This window comes from Vibrio sp. D404a, from assembly GCF_030248535.1.
Taxonomy (GTDB): domain Bacteria; phylum Pseudomonadota; class Gammaproteobacteria; order Enterobacterales; family Vibrionaceae; genus Vibrio.
The window spans coordinates 1-17,172 of the sequence record NZ_JAHGAJ010000005.1 but is presented as its reverse complement, the minus strand read 5'-3'; the positions used below and the strand labels follow the sequence as shown (position 1 = coordinate 17,172).

At 46.6% G+C, this 17,172-nt stretch carries 11 protein-coding genes; 7 read left to right on the top strand and 4 right to left on the bottom strand.

The features are described from left to right. Positions 1-20 precede the first annotated feature (20 nt). Entirely contained in the window at positions 21-908 is an 888-nt protein-coding gene (locus KI655_RS02885) for a DMT family transporter (protein ID WP_285401576.1), read from the bottom strand. A 192-nt stretch (positions 909-1,100) separates the two neighbouring features. On the opposite strand from KI655_RS02885, the gene KI655_RS02880 reads away from it, so the two are divergent. The 6 genes from KI655_RS02880 (at position 1,101) to KI655_RS02855 (ending at position 6,645) form a co-directional block, all read left to right on the top strand. Beyond that, complete coding sequence (locus tag KI655_RS02880; RefSeq protein WP_285401574.1) at positions 1,101-1,499, top strand: DUF3302 domain-containing protein; 399 nt, start codon at positions 1,101-1,103, stop codon at positions 1,497-1,499. Further along, positions 1,499-2,629, top strand: coding sequence for an HlyD family secretion protein (locus KI655_RS02875; RefSeq protein ID WP_285401572.1), 1,131 nt, complete (start codon positions 1,499-1,501; stop codon positions 2,627-2,629). The genes KI655_RS02880 and KI655_RS02875 overlap by 1 nt, the downstream gene beginning before the upstream one ends. A gap of 288 nt (positions 2,630-2,917) precedes the next feature. After that, a complete protein-coding gene (locus KI655_RS02870) occupies positions 2,918-3,466 on the top strand; it encodes an ECF-type riboflavin transporter substrate-binding protein (RefSeq protein WP_032550524.1) in 549 nt (182 codons plus the stop codon). Positions 3,467-3,473: 7 nt separating this feature from the next. Further along, positions 3,474-5,168, top strand: coding sequence for an ABC transporter ATP-binding protein (locus KI655_RS02865; RefSeq protein WP_285401569.1), 1,695 nt, complete (start codon positions 3,474-3,476; stop codon positions 5,166-5,168). Continuing rightward, positions 5,165-6,004 carry an energy-coupling factor transporter transmembrane protein EcfT gene (locus tag KI655_RS02860; RefSeq protein WP_285401567.1) on the top strand — a complete coding sequence of 280 codons (840 nt, stop codon included), beginning with the start codon at positions 5,165-5,167 and terminating at the stop codon, positions 6,002-6,004. Before KI655_RS02865 ends, KI655_RS02860 begins: the two co-directional genes overlap by 4 nt. Positions 6,005-6,174: 170 nt before the next feature. Continuing rightward, positions 6,175-6,645 carry a TetR family transcriptional regulator gene (locus KI655_RS02855; protein ID WP_285401565.1) on the top strand — a complete coding sequence of 157 codons (471 nt, stop codon included), beginning with the start codon at positions 6,175-6,177 and terminating at the stop codon, positions 6,643-6,645. 109 nt (positions 6,646-6,754) lie between these two features. Here the strand turns inward: KI655_RS02855 and glgB are convergent, their stop codons facing one another. The 3 genes from glgB to KI655_RS02840 form a co-directional block, all read right to left on the bottom strand. Next, positions 6,755-8,935: a 1,4-alpha-glucan branching protein GlgB gene (gene glgB, locus KI655_RS02850; RefSeq protein WP_285401563.1), complete on the bottom strand. Its 2,181-nt coding sequence runs from the start codon at positions 8,933-8,935 to the stop codon at positions 6,755-6,757. Positions 8,936-9,110: 175 nt separating this feature from the next. Continuing rightward, positions 9,111-11,291: a 4-alpha-glucanotransferase gene (gene malQ, locus KI655_RS02845; protein ID WP_285401561.1), complete on the bottom strand. Its 2,181-nt coding sequence runs from the start codon at positions 11,289-11,291 to the stop codon at positions 9,111-9,113. Between the two features lie 130 nt (positions 11,292-11,421). After that, positions 11,422-13,875, bottom strand: a complete 2,454-nt coding sequence (locus KI655_RS02840) for a glycogen/starch/alpha-glucan phosphorylase (protein ID WP_285401559.1) — start codon at positions 13,873-13,875, stop codon at positions 11,422-11,424. Between the two features lie 567 nt (positions 13,876-14,442). Between KI655_RS02840 and malT the strand changes: the two genes are divergently transcribed. Beyond that, a complete protein-coding gene (gene malT / locus KI655_RS02835; RefSeq protein WP_285401557.1) occupies positions 14,443-17,151 on the top strand; it encodes an HTH-type transcriptional regulator MalT in 2,709 nt (902 codons plus the stop codon). Positions 17,152-17,172 lie beyond the last annotated feature (21 nt).

The window sequence follows — 17,172 nt, the reverse complement described above, 5'->3', positions numbered from 1 at the left end:
TCATTATAAGTTATCGGCCACTATAAAAAGAACAGCGAAATTCCACCTACAGCACACAGTGTCCCAATCAGGCTTTGCCTAGAGATTGATTCGCCCTTTACGGCATAAATAACCAGAATGAACACGGGGCTGGTAGCAATCAATGTCTGGGCAATCGCTGGGTTAGCGTGTTTCAGCGCCACTTGTTGTAACCACAGCGCGAGAAATGTCCCAACAAAGATGGCGCCAAGTAACCAAGCTTTATCTTTCGTCGCCATCTGCTTTAGATGAGAGCGAATGTCTGAAAATGGCTTGGGTTCAAACAGTCGAATCATGACTATCACCGCCAATACTCCTACTGCCAGTCGAATCAATGCCCCAAGCAGCGGTGGAATGTCACCTGCGACCAAAGCATAGTGCGAGATAACCACACCAGATGCCTGACATACACTGGCCAATAAACCGTAGCCCACACCACTCCAATCGACAGACTCTTGTTGCTGGCTAGGTTGAAACACCACAAAGGTCACTGCAAGCGTGGTGATGATCACACCCAACCAACTCTGCATCGAGAGCGCTGCGCCCAATAACAATAACGCCAACACACCAGACAGCGGCGGAGCGAGAGATTCAAGCAGTAATGTTTTGTTTGCTCCAATCCTTTTCAGTGAAGCAAAATAAGCACTGTCACCTATCGCGATACCAATCACACCTGACACTGCAAGAACCCAAATATGGTTAGCCTCCAGCTTGAGTTCTGGCATTGGTATTAGAGGAATAACGACCATCATCATTGCCGAAGCGACCACACCCTTGACGATGTTCAGCTGCATAGCAGAAAAACGGTGGCTAAACTGACTGTAGATCCACGTTGCCCCAGCCCAAACAATAGCAGCACCAATTGCCGCCACTTCACCCATATAATTCATCGTCTCACCTTCTCGCTCTCCCTAGCTTGATAAAAGTAAGTACACACTTACAAAGGGAACAAATAGCGAGGAATTATTATTTATCGGTATCCGTTCTAAAAAACCATATACAAACAAATCATTTTTATAACAATTACTTGTACGATAGCGTACTATATTGATAACTCATAAATAACATTACAAGGATCTGTTATGTTTTTAGACTATTTTGCACTCGGCTTATTAATTTTTGTTGCACTAGTCATTTTTTACGGAATCATCGTGATTCATGATATCCCTTATGAAATCGCGAAGGAACGTAACCACCCTCATCAAGATGCCATTCACGTTTCCGGTTGGGTCAGCCTCTTTACACTCCATACTATCTGGCCATTCCTTTGGATTTGGGCAACCTTATGGCGTACAGACCGAGGTTGGGGCTTCGCAAAACTAGAAGAAGAACAACATGACACTCATCATCGTGTTGATACGCTAATCGACCAAGTGTCTGCACTCCAACAAGAAGTCGCCACACTAAAAGAAGCAGTAGCGCAACAAACTGCCTCTCCAGCGCCTAACCAAGAAAAGTCACAAGATCAGGAGGTTAAGTAATGGATTTACTACTGATAATGACCTATGCGGCACTTTGTATCACCATCTTCAAAGTGTTCAATATTCCTCTCAACAAATGGACAGTACCGACAGCCGTATTGGGCGGTGTCGTTATTATTGGCACTTTGATCTTGTTGATGAACTACAACCATCCATTTACTCAAATTGGTAACCAAGTTTACTCAACCACTCCGATCGTTTCTGGTGTCAGAGGTAAGGTCATCGAGGTGCCGGTTGAACCGAACAAACCTCTGCGTAAAGGTGACATACTATTTAAGATCGACCCTATCCCGTTTGAAGCAGAAGTCGCTAAGCTAGAAGCGCAAGTGAAAGAGGCAAGCCAAGGTGCTTTAGGTCTTGAATCTCAAGTGGCTGAGGCAGAAGCGGCTAAGATCAAAGCCATTGCCGAGCGAGATAAAGCACAACGTGAGTTCTCTCGATACGAGCGTGGATTCAAAAGTGGCGCGTTCACTGAGCAGCAACTGGATACTCGTCGCCAAGCTTACAAAGCGGCAGAAGCTGCATTGAAAGTAGCAGAAGCAAGCCAAGAGCAGGCTCAAATTGCCCTGAATTCAGAGATCGGTGGCGAGAACACCGCTGTGGCAGGGTTGTTGGCTGACTTACGTAAAGCTCAGTTCGATCTTGACCAAACGGTGGTGCGTGCGCCAACAGACGGCTATGTTACTCAACTTGCCCTTCGACCTGGTGTTATGGCCGTTCCGCTGCCACTCGCACCAGTCATGACCTTTGTACACACAGAAGAGCAATACTATACTGCTGCGTTCCGTCAGAACTCACTACAGCGCCTGCAACCTGGATATGAAGCAGAATTTCTCTTCCGAGCTCTTCCGGGGAAAGTCTTCAAAGGCCGTATTGAAGAGGTCCTTCCAGCGATTGGTGAGAGCCAAATCCAAGCTCGTGGTGCACTCCTTGGTACTGAAGCACTCAAAACAAGTGGTCGCGTGTTCGCTAAGCTAACGATTACGGATGATCTCTCTGAATACCACCTTCCTATGGGTACCGCCGTTGAAGTAGCCGTTTATTCAGAAAGCTTCACCCATGTATCTGTAATGCGTAAAGTGCTAATACGAATGAAGAGCTGGCAGAACTACCTATACCTCGATCACTAATCGAGAAAATAGGTTCTCTGTTGCTACAGGACCAATAGCAAAAGCCAGACAAGCGTCTGGCTTTTTTAGTCATTTGCACGCAAAAACAGCGGATAGGAAACACTCTTTGAGCAAGTGCTTTAAGTTGTCTAGACATCCAGACACTTATCTTTCCTTATGGAGTATTTCTACTGTATAATGCGCGCCTTATTTTTTATATTTGCCTAAAAAATCGTCTCTAAGACATCTTATAATTCAATGGCGAATACACGCTCTTTATAAAGCAAATTTTTTCATTTGAGGTTATCTATGAACTTTTCAGCGAAAACTGTCGTCGTCATTGCCATCGGCGCTGCCCTATATGGTATTGGTGGTCTACCTATGTTTGGTGTCCCTGTATTTGCCAACACCACTCTAAAGCCAGCAATGGCAGTGCTTGCGCTGTTTTCTGTTCTATTTGGCCCTATTGTCGGCTTCCTTGTTGGTTTCATCGGCCACTGGGTAACAGACCTTTTCGCTGGTTGGGGCGTTTGGTTAACTTGGGTATTAGGCTCAGGCATCGTAGGTATGGTCATTGGCCTATTCCCAGTAATGACTAAGAACCGCCTTGCTCAAGGCGAACTACCAATGAAAGATTTTGCTCTTTTCGTCATCTTAGCGTTAGCCGGTAACGTGGTCGGCTACGGTTGCTCTGCGTTCTTAGACACCATCCTATACGCTGAACCGTTCACTAAAGTCTTCACCCAGCTTTCTATCATTGCTGCGGGTAACACAGTGCTTATCGCTGTTGTCGGCTTCCTAATTCTAAAATCTGTTGCAAAACGCAATAAGCAAAGCCGTAACCTAACAGAGGCATAAGCGTTTAATGACTATCGCATTTTCGAACTTCTCTTTTAGATATGAGTCGCTGGATAAACCGACGCTAAAAAATATCAATCTAAGGATAGAGAAAGGAGAGAAAATCGTCATTATTGGACCAAGCGGCAGTGGTAAATCTACCCTTGGTCAATGTTTAAATGGCTTAATCCCTCACGCTATTAAAGGCGAAGTCACCGGTAAATTAGAGATAGCTAGCCAAGACAGTGCTGGCTTCTCAATGCATGACTTTACCGAGCAAGTTGGTACCGTACTTCAAGACACAGACAGCCAGTTTGTAGGTCTAAGCATTGGTGAAGATATTGCCTTTGCATTAGAAAACCAATTGATGTCGAGCATCGACATGTATCCGCTGGTTAAATCCACCGCCAAGATGGTCGACCTAGCAGACATGCTTGATCGCTCGCCTCATGATCTGTCGGGCGGTCAGAAGCAACGTGTTTCATTGGCAGGCATTCTTGTTGATGAGGTCGATACACTACTTTTTGATGAACCCTTAGCAAGCTTAGACCCGAAAACCGGTAAAGCGACGATTGAGATCATCGATCAGCTGCATCGTGAAACCAATAAAACCGTGATCATTATCGAGCACCGTCTTGAGGATGTGCTGCATCGCCATGTCGATCGCGTGATTCTAATGGACCAAGGTGAGATCGTTTCCGACTCAACGCCTGATGAGCTGCTTGCTTCGGGACTGCTTGAAAAGCACGGAATCCGTGAACCTTTGTACCTGTCCGCACTGAAGGCCGCTCAAGTACCGCTTTCAGAAAAAGACACACTTTCAAACTTAAAGTCTCTGGATTACAAAGCGTTTAGACCTACTGTTCAAAACTGGTTTAACCAACGCCCACCAGCACCAACAGAGAAACAGTACACACCACTGCTCGAAGTCCATGGCCTGACCTACTCCTACGACGGTGAGAAGAATGCACTTGAGGACGTGAGCTTTAAGATTGGTAAAGGCGAATTCGTTTCAATCTTAGGTAAGAATGGCTCTGGTAAGTCGACAATCACTAAGTTAATCATGGGTGTGATTGAAGCCGATTCAGGTTCGGCATACCTCAACGGCGAAGACCTAAGCACGCTCTCTATTTTTGAGCGTAGTCAGAAAGTCGGCGTAGTGATGCAAAACCCAAATCATATGATTTCACACCATATGATTTTCGACGAGGTGGCATTTGGTCTGCGTAACCGTGGTATTGATGAAGCAAGCATCAAAGAAAAGGTTGAGTCGGTACTTGAGCTTTGTGGGCTCAGTAAATTCCGTCACTGGCCGATTGAAGCACTGAGCTACGGTCAGAAGAAGCGCGTAACGATTGCTGCCATTCTTGTTCTAGAACCGGAGCTGCTGATCCTAGATGAGCCGACAGCCGGACAGGATTACCGTAACTACACATCGATGTTGGCGTTTATTCAAAAGCTCAACAGCGAATTAGGTATTACCGTGGTGATTATCTCTCACGATATGCATCTCGTGCTTGAGTACACAACGCGCTCTATCGTCATTGCCGACAGCAAGCTGATTGCCAATGCACCGATGACCGAAGTGTTCAGCCAACCCTCGCTGTTAGACCGCGCTAACCTGTGCACCACCAGTATTTACGAACTTGCGACCATGATGAAAATCGAAGACACCAACGCATTTATGCAGTACTTCATCGACTACGAGAGAAGCGCGCTATGAATGCCTCGAAAATAAAATTTGGTATTAACTACATTGATACCAAATCGCCATTGCACGCGTTGAATGGCATTACCAAGTTTGCTCTGTTTTTAGCATGGGTAACGGTTGTATTGACGACGTTTGATCTTCGCTTAATCGTGGTACTGATTACAACGGGTTTACTGCTACTCAAGATGACGCGCGTACCTGTGAGTGTATATAAGCCACTGTTGATTGGTACGGTTAGTGTGTTGAGCTTAAATGCGCTGTTCATGTATTTGCTTGCTCCGCAGCAAGGTACAGATCTCATCGGTAGCGAGCACATTTTGTTGACTCTTCCAGGTAACTACTCTTTGAGCCAGGAGACGCTGTTTTATCTCGTCACTGTCACGTTGAAATACATGAGTATGTTCCCTATCGCGTTAATTTTTGTGTTCACGACTCACCCAACAGAGTTTGCTGCGAGTCTTAACCGCATTGGCGTGCCTTACAAGATCGCCTACGCTGTCAGTTTGACACTGCGTTATCTACCAGAGGTGAAAAAGGACTTCGTTAATATCATGCATGCACAGCAGGCAAGAGGCGTAGAGCTATCAAAGAAAGCGCCACTTATCGCACGCATCAAAAACGTCGCGAAGATCCTTGGGCCACTTGTGTTCTCTAGCTTGGACCGTGCGGATGAGATCTCCAATGCCATGACACTACGTGGTTTTGGCCGTCACAAATCTCGAACGTGGTACAGCAGTGCACCATTGAAGAAAGCCGACTACATAGTACTGGCGGGTATTACGCTAATTGTAGTGCTCGCCATCACCAAGCGTGTGTTGGATTCACAACTGTTCTGGTATCCATTCTGATACTCATTGGCTAACTTTAAATGCCGCTTCAAGTAAGCGGCTTTTTAATATCTCCTGTTTATCGATCTTATTTTTCTATAAAAATTAATATGAATAAGTTGTTTCATAATTGCGATATCTAAGTTAAGGGCTTACCATACCCTAAATTCAGAACAGCATCCCAATACCGTATGGCACGCATCACTCAACAACAGAAACTCGAAAACCAGAAGAAGTACAATCAAGTCGTTCTAGAACTATTCTTGGCGGAAGGGCATGAAGCACTCACGTACGCACGTGTCGCAAAAGAGATCGGTGTCAGCCTCACTACGCTGCAAGGTTACTTTCCGTCAACTCGCGCTATCAGAGCAGCGCTACATGGTCATATTTTACCAATTATCATGAAGCCTCTAGATTTCACGACGGAACGCGCTTTCTACGAATCTTGGGATAAGGCATTAGAAGAGCCACAGTTTCAAAGTGTCATGAAATTGATCTTCTTCCATGCATCGCAAACAGAACAGTCAGAAGGCTTTGATTTACAGGCTGATGGTACGTTTCGAGAGAAAGCTATCGAAAGCTTTGGAAGTAATGCAAAGCAAGTCATTGAGACTGTTATTGGTCGCTCGCTTTTCAAAATGACTAACTTTAGACCCAGCTAAGCAAACAACTCTGCTGCTTGAACCGTAAGCAGACGAATCAGACATAAAAAATGGGAGCCCAGAGGCTCCCATTTTACTTTCTAGTAGTCTGAGCTAATTACCCAACAACTTAATTTAACTTGTAGAAAACCGTTGATAACGGCGGCAGACGTAGCTCAATTGATGCCTCTAGGCCTTCACTTTCTACGGATTCAATCTCAGCAACTTGCTTAACCTCAAAGCCACTGCCGTTGTATTTTGCGTCGTCAGTGTTCAGTAACAGGTTGTAGTTACCTTTAGCTGGGACGCCCAAACGGAAGTGCTCGTGTGGTACCGGCGTAAAGTTCGTTACCACTAGTACACGCTCACCCGACTCACTGATACGCTCATGAGCCAAAATGCTCGCTTCAGCAGAGTCTTGAAGACGCCACTCAAAGCCTTGTGGATCAAAATCCAAATCATGCATCGCAGCTTCATCACGATATAGGTGATTAAGATCTTTCGTTAGCTTCTGCACACCTTGGTGACGCTCGTAATCCAGTAAGAACCACTGCAGTTGGTCATCATGATTCCACTCCGCTGTTTGGCCAAACTCGGCGCCCATAAAGTTGAGCTTCTTACCCGGCTGTGCGTACATGTAACCCATGTAAGCACGCAGGTTAGCCGTTTGTTGCCACTCATCACCCGGCATCTTATTGTGGATAGAGCCCTTACCGTAAACCACTTCATCGTGCGACAAAGACAATACGTAGTTTTCACTGTGCGCGTAAACTAACGGGAACGTAATCGTATTGTGGTGGTACTTACGGTTAATAGGATCTTCTTGGATGTAAGATAAGCTGTCGTGCATCCAACCCATGTTCCATTTGAAGCCAAAGCCAAGACCGCCCATAAACGTCGGCGCAGACACGCCAGGGAACGCTGTGGACTCTTCCGCAATGGTCATCGCATTCGGGAAGTGTTTGTAAACCTCTTCGTTCATCCACTTAAGCGTTGCGATTGCATCGTAGTTTTCATTACCGCCATCTACGTTCGGCACCCATTGGTCATGGCTACGTGAGTAGTCTAGGTAAAGCATCGACGCCACTGCATCTACACGAATACCATCAATGTGGAACTGCTCAAACCAATACAGAGCGTTAGAAACAAGGAAACGACGTACATGCTCACGACCTAAGTCATAGATGTATGAGTTCCAATCCTGATGCCAGCCACGACGTGGGTCTGGATCGTGGAACAGAGGCGTACCATCGAAGTTCGCTAAACCATGGTCATCACTTGGGAAGTGCGCTGGAACCCAGTCCAGTACTACGCCAAGACCCGCTTGGTGACACTGGTCGACAAAGTATTTGAAATCGTCCGGAGAACCGAAACGGCTTGTTGGTGCAAACAGGCCAACAGGTTGATAACCCCAAGAACCGAAGAATGGGTGCTCTGAAACAGGCATCAATTCTACGTGGGTGTAACCAAGGTCGGTTAGGTATGGGATCAGCTCTGCAGCAAGGTCACGGTAGTTTAAGAAATCACCATTTGCGTCACGCTTCCAAGAACCAGCATGCAATTCGTAGAAAGACAATGCTTCTTTGCGCTTCTCAGTTACTGGGCGGCTTTGCCATTGGCTATCTTGCCACTCATAACGAGCGTGATCGTAAGTTACCGATGAGAATGACGGGTACTGCTCAGAGTAGAAACCCCAAGGGTCAGCTTTATGCGGAAGCCCTTCGCCATTTGGACCTTTCAGTTCATATTTGTACTGCGCGCCCTCTTCTAATTCAGGGATGAATAGACCCCAAATACCGTAGTCTAGGCGCTGCATTGGGTGACGACGGCCATCCCAAGCATTAAAGTTACCCACTAGGCTAACTGCTGAAGCATGCGGTGCGTAAACAAGGAATCGAGTACCAGAAATAGACTGTCCATCACGCTCAAGTGTTACAAATTGAGCGCCCATATGATGGTACATATCTTTTGGCGTATGCAATGCTTCGTAGCTCGCATACAACTCGTGATATTGATAAGGGTCATCTAAGATCTGCTCAACTCCAGCCCAATCAACCGCCAGCTTGTAGTGAGTAAAGCGTAGATCTCTCTCTTGCTTGAGAACGAAGCCACTGTCGCCCTCTCGCACTAATTCAACACGAGGTTCGTCGCCAACGATCAACTCAACTTTGTCTGCCCCCGGAATCCATACACGCAATGCGCCCTCTTCAGAAGGAATATATGGACCTAAACATGAGAATGGGTCTGCAAACGAAGCCTGTGATAGTTGGGTATATACTTGTTCTTGCTTTGAAATTGAACTCATTTCCAAAACCTTTCTCCCTAACCAAACATCCAAAAAATATAAAATAAAAATGCCCGCTATGGATGCGGGCAATATAACGACGATCTATTGTACCTGACGTACGGAAACGTTTGAGTGACCAAGATTATAGTTTCTTATGCAACAAGCAAAAATCTCAGAATTATCGGGCCACTCAAGCATTTTATTTACTCGCTTTCTCTCGAACATCAGTCAGACGAGAAGCGATTCGATTCACGCCTTCATGAGCAAAAATCTCATCAAGGTTCATCGATAGCTTACGGCGCCAGTTCGGGTATTCGTCTACCGTACCAGGAATGTTTACAGGCTGATCCATCTCTAGCCAGTCTTCTAACTGAACACTTAGTAGCGTTGAAGAACCTGCTGCAACGTGAAGTTGTAGCGCTTCTGCTAGGTAAGAGTCCATTGGTACTTGGCTCGCATCGCGACCAACGCCTTCAGGCAGGAAGCCGTGCCATGCAACAGAGTCTAGAATACCTTGCTTACACTCTAGGCGGTCATCAAACAGACCATTTAACTGCTCTTGATCTGGGTACAGACCAATCTCTTGACCCATTTTCAGGTCATCACAGTGCCAGAAACCACGAAGTGTTGGCATATCGTGAGTACACAATGCCGCCATTGATTGTGGTGCGTAGTGTTTTGGAGAGATAAAGCCACCGTCTTCTTCAGATGTTTCGAAGAAGAATACCTTGTAAGAGTGAACGCCTGCGTCCGCAAGAATATCGACGATCTCATCAGGCACAGTACCCAAATCTTCACCAATCACAGAACACTGATAGCGGTGTGATTCAAGCGCTAGAATCGCTAGCATGTCTTGCACTGGGTAGTAGATGTAAGCACCTTGTGTCGCATCTTCACCCTTTGGAATCCACCAAAGACGCAGTAGACCTAGTACGTGGTCAATACGCAATGCACCACAGTGTTTCATGTTAGCGCGCAATAGCTTGATATAAGCATCGTAGCCTGTCGCTTGAAGCACTTCTGGGTTTAGTGGTGGTAAGCCCCAGTTTTGGCCTAGAGGACCTAGAATATCTGGTGGAGCACCAATGCTTGCATCCATCACTAGGTTGCCTTCGTCTGCCCAAGTTTCAGAGCCAGAGTCCGCTACACCTACTGCAAGGTCACGGTACAGACCAACCGCCATACCCTTCTCTTCTGCCAAAGATTGTGCATCGTTGATCTGACAATCTGCTAGCCATTGTAGGTACATGTATAGGTGTACTTTCTCGATGTTCTCTTTGATGAACTTCTGAGTCGCAGGGCTTTCAAATGTGCGGTATTTCTCTGGGAATACCGGCCAGCCCCACATGTTTGAATCTTCTGCGTGCAGCTCAGCGTGCAGTGCGTCAAACGCAGCTTGATGCATTAGGCTGTCGCCGCCTTCTTCTACGAAAGCTAGAAATGCTTGTGCACGGTCGCTGTTTTTATCTAGGTGACGATGTTTGAATTCAGTAAATAGCAGCGGAAGAATGCTCATCTTCAGCTCTGATACTTCTGTGTAGTTCACCCAGTGTGCATCACGCGCTTTTTGTAGGCGCTGTTGGAACTCTGCGCTACCTACTGTTTGTTGCGCTTCTGCGCTCAACGCGAACTCAGGTACTGAGCTCACATCAATGTAAAGGATGTTCAACCAACGACGTGAAGATGGGCTGTATGGGCTCGCACCTTCTGGGTTCGCTGGGAATAGAGAGTGAATCGGGTTAAGACCCACAAAATCACCACCACGTGATGAGATGTCAGCAACCAGCTGTTTTAGGTCACCAAAGTCACCGATACCCCAGTTATGCTGAGTGCGCAGTGTGTAAAGCTGGACACTTGGGCCCCAAAGCTTTTTACCCTGCTCGATTGGGCTTTGTTTGAAACACGCTTTCGGTGTAATGATCAGTGTCATTTCATAAGGCTTTTTACGGCGCTTACGGCTAACAATAAGTTTGTGATAACCCCATGCCAAATCGTTTGGCAATGCAAACACTAAAGGGCCACCCTCTGCACGTTCGTCTCGTACAACTTGAGATTGAAGATAGCCTTCAAGTACCTCTCCTTGCTCGGTTTCTAAACGCCAGCTGAACTCACTTTCACGAGCACTCACACCTAGATTTAGTGCCACCTCTACAGGTTCACCATCGCGCAAGACAAGAACTGGGTCTAATACATCTTTCTTGTGTTTTTTCTCTGCAGACTTAAGCAGAGCATCGTCGCTGCTTGTGTCGTAGCCCAATGAAGCCAATAGACGAGTTAATGTTTCGTCAGATACTTGTGCTTCATCGCCCCACGCACTTACGTAACTGTCGGCAAGATTTGCCATTTCTGCGACTTGTTTTAATACGCTTTGTTCTTTCATCGCTCTCTCCGAAAACACGCTAGCATTTTCAATTTTGTAGGGTTATTTATTTAAGTTTATTTAATTCAATTTAGCTTTGAGCCAACTAATTGAGCCAAGGCAGAAACTGCCTTGGCTTATTTGGGGTCTATTAACGTTTAACCGCTTCTAGTTTCCAAATGTTGTTCACGTAGTCGCGGATAGAGCGGTCTGATGTGAACTTACCAACCAATGCGGTGTTCAGGATGGCTTTCTTAGCCCAGCCAGCTTGGTCTTTGTATTGCTTGTCCATGTCTTCGTGTGCTTTCACGTAAGAAGCGAAGTCCGCTAAACATAGGTATGGGTCACCGCCGTCTAGTAGGCTATCAAACGTTGCACGTAGAAGGCCTGGTTCGCCTGGAGTGAACTCTTCACCCGTTAGTAGGTCAAGTGACGCTTTCAATAGTGGATCTGCGTGGTAGTAGTCGTAAGGGTTGTAACCTTGCGCTTTCACCGCTTGAACACCATCAACGTCTAGACCGAAGATGTAGATGTTCTCTTCGCCTACTTCTTCGCGAATCTCAACGTTCGCACCATCCATCGTACCGATAGTTAGAGCGCCGTTTAGAGCCATCTTCATGTTACCCGTACCTGATGCTTCTTTACCCGCTAGCGAGATTTGTTGAGAAACGTCTGCCGCAGGGATGATGATTTCAGCCATGCTTACACGGTAGTCAGGGATGAATACCACTTTCAGCTTGTTACCGATGCGAGGATCGTTGTTGATCTTCTCTGCAACCTTGTTCACTGCGAACATGATCTCTTTCGCTAGGTGGTAACCCGGTGCTGCTTTCGCTGCGAAGAAACATACGCGTGGCTCACACTCAAAACCAGGTTCGTTCAGGATACGGTGGTATAGAGATAGAATGTGTAGCAGATCTAGGTGCTGACGCTTGTATTCGTGCAGACGTTTGATTTGAACGTCGAAGATAGCGTTAGTATCTAGCTCGATACCCATGTTCTCTTGAACCCAATCAGCAAGACGCTGTTTGTTTTCTTTCTTAACAGCCATGAATTCTTTTTGGAATTTCGCGTCTGTCGCGTACTTAGCGATGCCTTCTAGCTGTTCAAGTTTCGCAGGCCATTCTGAACCGATCTTATCTGTGATTAGCGCAGATAGACCAGGGTTACAGAACTTCAACCAACGACGTGGCGTAATACCGTTTGTTACGTTAGTCAGTTTACCTGGGAAAATTTCGTTGAACTCAGGGAATAGGTCTTTCTTAACTAGCTGTGAGTGAAGCGCTGCTACACCGTTTACTTTGTAAGAGCCAATTACACATAGGTTTGCCATGCGAACCATGCGGTGGAAACCTTCTTGGATGATAGAAAGCTTCGCTTGCTTCTCACCGTCACCAGGCCACATCTTACGAACTTCTTGTAGGAAGCGGTGGTTGATTTCGAAAATGATTTCCATGTGACGTGGAAGTAGACGCTGGATTAGCGACTCAGACCAAGTCTCTAGAGCTTCTGGAAGTAGAGTGTGGTTCGTGTACGCAAATGTGTGTGCACTGATTTCCCACGCTTCATCCCAAGATAGGCCGCGCTCATCGATAAGAATGCGCATTAGCTCTGGAATAGCGATTGTTGGGTGCGTATCGTTTAGCTGAATAGTCTCTTGCTTAGGAAGATCCGCTAGAGAGAAGCCTGCTGCTTCGTGACGACGTAGAATGTCACGTACAGATGCTGCAGAATGGAAGTACTGCTGCATTAGACGAAGCGTTTTACCCTTCTCGTGGTTATCGTTCGGGTATAGAACCTTAGTGATGTTACCAGCGTCGATCAGTGCGTGTTGCGCTTCGAAGTAGTCGCCGTTGTTAAAGCTTGCTAGTGAGAATGGTGCAATAGCCTGACATTCCCAAAGACGCAGTGGGTATACCGTGTCTGACTCGTAACCTACGATTGGTAGATCCCATGGCATTGCTTTAACAGACATGCCAGGTACCCATTTACGAACTTCTTTACCGTTCTCGTTAACCACTTCAACGTGACCGTAGAAACCGATTTCTTGTGCTAGTTCTGGACGAGCGATCTCCCATGGGTAGCCTTCAACGCCACGCCATGCATCTGGTGCTTCTTTTTGACGACCGTCTTCGAAAGACTGCTTAAATAGACCGTACTCGTAGTGTAGACCGTAACCTACTGTTGGGAATTCTTGTGCTGCACAAGAGTCCATGAAACATGCTGCTAGACGACCAAGACCACCGTTACCCAGTGATGGATCGCGCTCTTCTTCTAGAAGGTCTGTTAGGTTTTGACCTAGCTCTTCCATAGCGTGAGTGATTTGCTCGTACAGACCCATGCTGATCAGGTTGTTACCTGTTAGACGGCCAATCAAGAACTCAAGAGATAGGTAGTTCACGCTCTTAGCGTTCTTAATTTTTTCATCGTTTTCAGTAGCTAGCAGGTCAAACGTTGTTAGTTCTGCTAGTGCACGACCCATTGCTAGGTACCATGCGCGGCTGTCCGCTGTTTCTACTGTAGTTGCGTAGGTTGCAGATAGGTGTTTCTTTACACTTTCTTGGAACGACACTTTATCAAAAGTTTTTTGCTGAGTTGCTTTCATTTCAGAAATCTCGCTTTTATTTGTTCTAATTCATCTGTGACATATCGTGCATGGTCACAATTAACTAAACATCATCCCGGTCGTACGGCTAACTAGGAGTAGATGAGAGGGCGTAGGGGGCGTACTGACGTTGGGTTAGTGATCTAAATCTCATGTTCAGCTCCAGATTAAAAATTTGGAGTGATTATGATCACAAGCCCCCGTCCCATAACTTAACTTTGAATGATGAATTTTTTGTTTATCTATTTTCATCTTCTTGCGAGTTCTGATATTTAGATCACGAAATATTTTTCGTATTCTCATCTTTTTCACAAATTCTTGTGCGGAAATGAGCAACATCACGATCACAAACCGACCCATTAAGTGACAATCATCACAATTAAAGGGCGTAGTTGGGGTAAAATATGCCACAGTGCAAGGTTTCTGAGGCTGATCATGGTCTGAGCTAATTTGCTTCACGTAACATAGCCACAGAATTAAGTCATAACGGCTTTTGTTTGGACGGATGGTTTAACAAAACCAAATGCCCCTATAGAGACAAGAGCCATGGAATAGGTAACCTTCGACATGTGGATCCCGTCTAAACTGACTCGCCCTGGGCGATTACACAACGCAATCTTAAGACCGCGCGTATTAGATCTGCTACAAAATGCCGACTGCTATAAGCTCGTATTATTCCGCTCCCCTGCAGGCTATGGAAAAACCACCATGGCAGCTCAATGGCTAGTGGATAAGCCAAATGTAGGCTGGTACAGCATCGATGACAGTGATAACGATGCATTCCGTTTCATCAACTACCTACTGCAATCTCTAAACAAGGCAACTCAAAATGCCTGTCCAAATGCACAAAAGCTGGCTGAGAAGCGTCAATTTTCATCGCTACACTCTCTGTTAAGTGAAGTGTTTGCTGAAATGGCCAACTTCCATCATGAGTGTTTTCTGGTCCTCGACGACTACCACCTCGTCAACAATGATGATGTGCATGAAGCGATGCGCTTCTTCCTTAAACACATGCCAGATAACCTAACCTTGGTTGTAACAAGCCGTGGTACACCACCACTCGGTACTGCGAACCTGCGCGTGCGCGATCTGATGATTGAAATCGGTAATGATTCGCTGGCATTTGACACCGAAGAGACAACACGCTTCTTCAACCAGCGTGTTACTGACGGTGTCGACGATACCACTGCAGGCAGTATCTGTGCTTACGTAGAGGGCTGGCCTTCGGCGCTTCAGCTAATTGCACTGCAAGCTCAGCACCAAAAACGTACGCTGGCTCAGTCTGCGGAATCTGTGTCCCACTTTAACCATGCCCACTTATGGGATTACTTGGTGGAAGAGGTCTTTGACCTACTGGACAAAGAGACTCGTCACTTCTTGATGCAGTGTTCAGTGCTTGATCACTTCAACGATGAGTTAGTGTGTGCCCTCACCCAACGTGAAGATGCACTGGGCATGATTGAGTCCCTCAACCGATTTGGGCTGTTTATCTACCCATTAGAGGGTGAGAAAAACTGGTACCGCTTCCACAATCTATTCGGTGAGTTTTTGGCCCACGAACGTCAAGCACGCATTCCACAGCAAGAAGCGGAACTACATAACGCCGCAGCCCAAGCTTGGTTAAAACAGAACACACCTCATCAAGCGCTTCGCCATGCACAACGCGCAAATAATGCCGAACTTATCGTGCAGATTCTTGGCACTCATGGCTGGCAGATGTTCAACCAAGGTGAGCTCTCTTCATTAGAAATGGCGATCAAGCAGCTAACGCCAGACCAGCTTTACAGTGATCCTAAGCTTTCAATGCTGCGAGCTTGGTTAGCACAGAGCCAACACCGTTACGACCAAGTAGGTACGCTGCTTGAGGAAGCGGAGTCTCAATACCAAACACGCAATATCGAACTCGATACCCAGCAGCAAGGTCAATACAACGCACTTAGAGCACAAGTTGCTATCAACAGTAACGAGCCTGAAAAAGCGCTCGAACTGGCAGAGTTAGCCCTGAGCCAACTCAATACCACCGTCTACCGCAGTCGTATTGTTGCCACCTCTGTTGTCGGTGAGGTTAACCACGTGATGGGTAACCTAAGCCGCGCTCTACCTATGATGCAGCAGACTGAAAAACTGGCTCGCCAGTATCAGGTCTACCATCAAGCACTGTGGGCGATTCTGCAGCAGAGTGAGATTCTGATTGCGCAAGGTTACGTTCAGGCTGCATTCGAACTGCAAGACAGTGCCTTCAAGCTGATTGAAGAGCATCAACTGCAGTACGTACCGCTTCACGAGTTCTTACTTCGCGTACGCGCGCAAATTTGTTGGTGTTGGAACCGTTTGGATGAAGCGGAAGAGTGTTGCTATAAAGGGCTTGATATCTTGGGTCATCACTCTCCGAGCAAGCACTTGCATAGCTACTCTATGTTGGCTCGTATCGCTTTAAGCCGCGGTGAAATCGACAAAGCTGCGAAGTTTATCGACCAGATCCAACATCTGCTTCGCCAATCAACCTACCACGTAGACTGGACGGCCAATGCCTCCCTATCTCTGCTGCTATTCTGGCAGGTGAAAGGGGATAAAGAGGCCATTCAGGATTGGTTAAACGTCGCGGTACGCCCTGAATCAGCCAGCAACCACTTCTGTCAGTTGCAGTGGCGTAACATCGTTCGTGCGCACATTATGCTTGAGCAATTTGAAGAAGCAGAAGAAGCCCTAGTCTTCCTAAAGAGCGAAGCCAAGCGTTCGCATCTGGTGACCGATACCAACCGCAACTTGATTGTTGAGGCGGTACTGCGAATTCAAACCAACGACGAGGAAAGTGCACGTATCCTGCTTGAAGAAGCGCTGCACATGACCAACCAAACCGGAATGGTCGGTAACTTCCTTGTTGACGGCTCAACCATTGGCCACATTCTTGATAAGTTGAGCAATAAACCGGGCCTTGGCGATCTTGAGCGTCATCGTGCTCAACAGATCATGAAAGATATCTCGACCACGCAGCGTAGTCGCTCAGTGCACTTTGATGAAGACTTTGTTGAGAATCTGGTTAACCACCCGAATATCCCTGAACTGGTTCGTACTAGCCCACTCACACAGCGTGAATGGCAAGTACTTGGCTTAATCTACTCCGGCTTTAGCAACGAACAGATCGCGCAAGAGTTGGATGTGGCCGGCACCACCATCAAGACACACATCAGAAACTTGTATCAAAAGCTGAATATCGCCAACCGTAAAGAAGCGATCAGTACCGCTGAAAACTTGTTGCAGTTGATGGGGTACTAAAGAAGATTCGAGATTCGAGAT

Coding starts and splice junctions, on each gene's coding strand:
- malQ (WP_285401561.1), bottom strand. CDS start 11,291: ATGAAAGAACAAAGCGTATTAAAACAAGTCGCAGAAATGGCAAATCTT.
- KI655_RS02870 (WP_032550524.1), top strand. CDS start 2,918: ATGAACTTTTCAGCGAAAACTGTCGTCGTCATTGCCATCGGCGCTGCC.
- KI655_RS02855 (WP_285401565.1), top strand. CDS start 6,175: ATGGCACGCATCACTCAACAACAGAAACTCGAAAACCAGAAGAAGTAC.
- KI655_RS02860 (WP_285401567.1), top strand. CDS start 5,165: ATGAATGCCTCGAAAATAAAATTTGGTATTAACTACATTGATACCAAA.
- KI655_RS02875 (WP_285401572.1), top strand. CDS start 1,499: ATGGATTTACTACTGATAATGACCTATGCGGCACTTTGTATCACCATC.
- KI655_RS02880 (WP_285401574.1), top strand. CDS start 1,101: ATGTTTTTAGACTATTTTGCACTCGGCTTATTAATTTTTGTTGCACTA.
- KI655_RS02885 (WP_285401576.1), bottom strand. CDS start 908: ATGAATTATATGGGTGAAGTGGCGGCAATTGGTGCTGCTATTGTTTGG.
- KI655_RS02865 (WP_285401569.1), top strand. CDS start 3,474: ATGACTATCGCATTTTCGAACTTCTCTTTTAGATATGAGTCGCTGGAT.
- malT (WP_285401557.1), top strand. CDS start 14,443: ATGTGGATCCCGTCTAAACTGACTCGCCCTGGGCGATTACACAACGCA.
- KI655_RS02840 (WP_285401559.1), bottom strand. CDS start 13,875: ATGAAAGCAACTCAGCAAAAAACTTTTGATAAAGTGTCGTTCCAAGAA.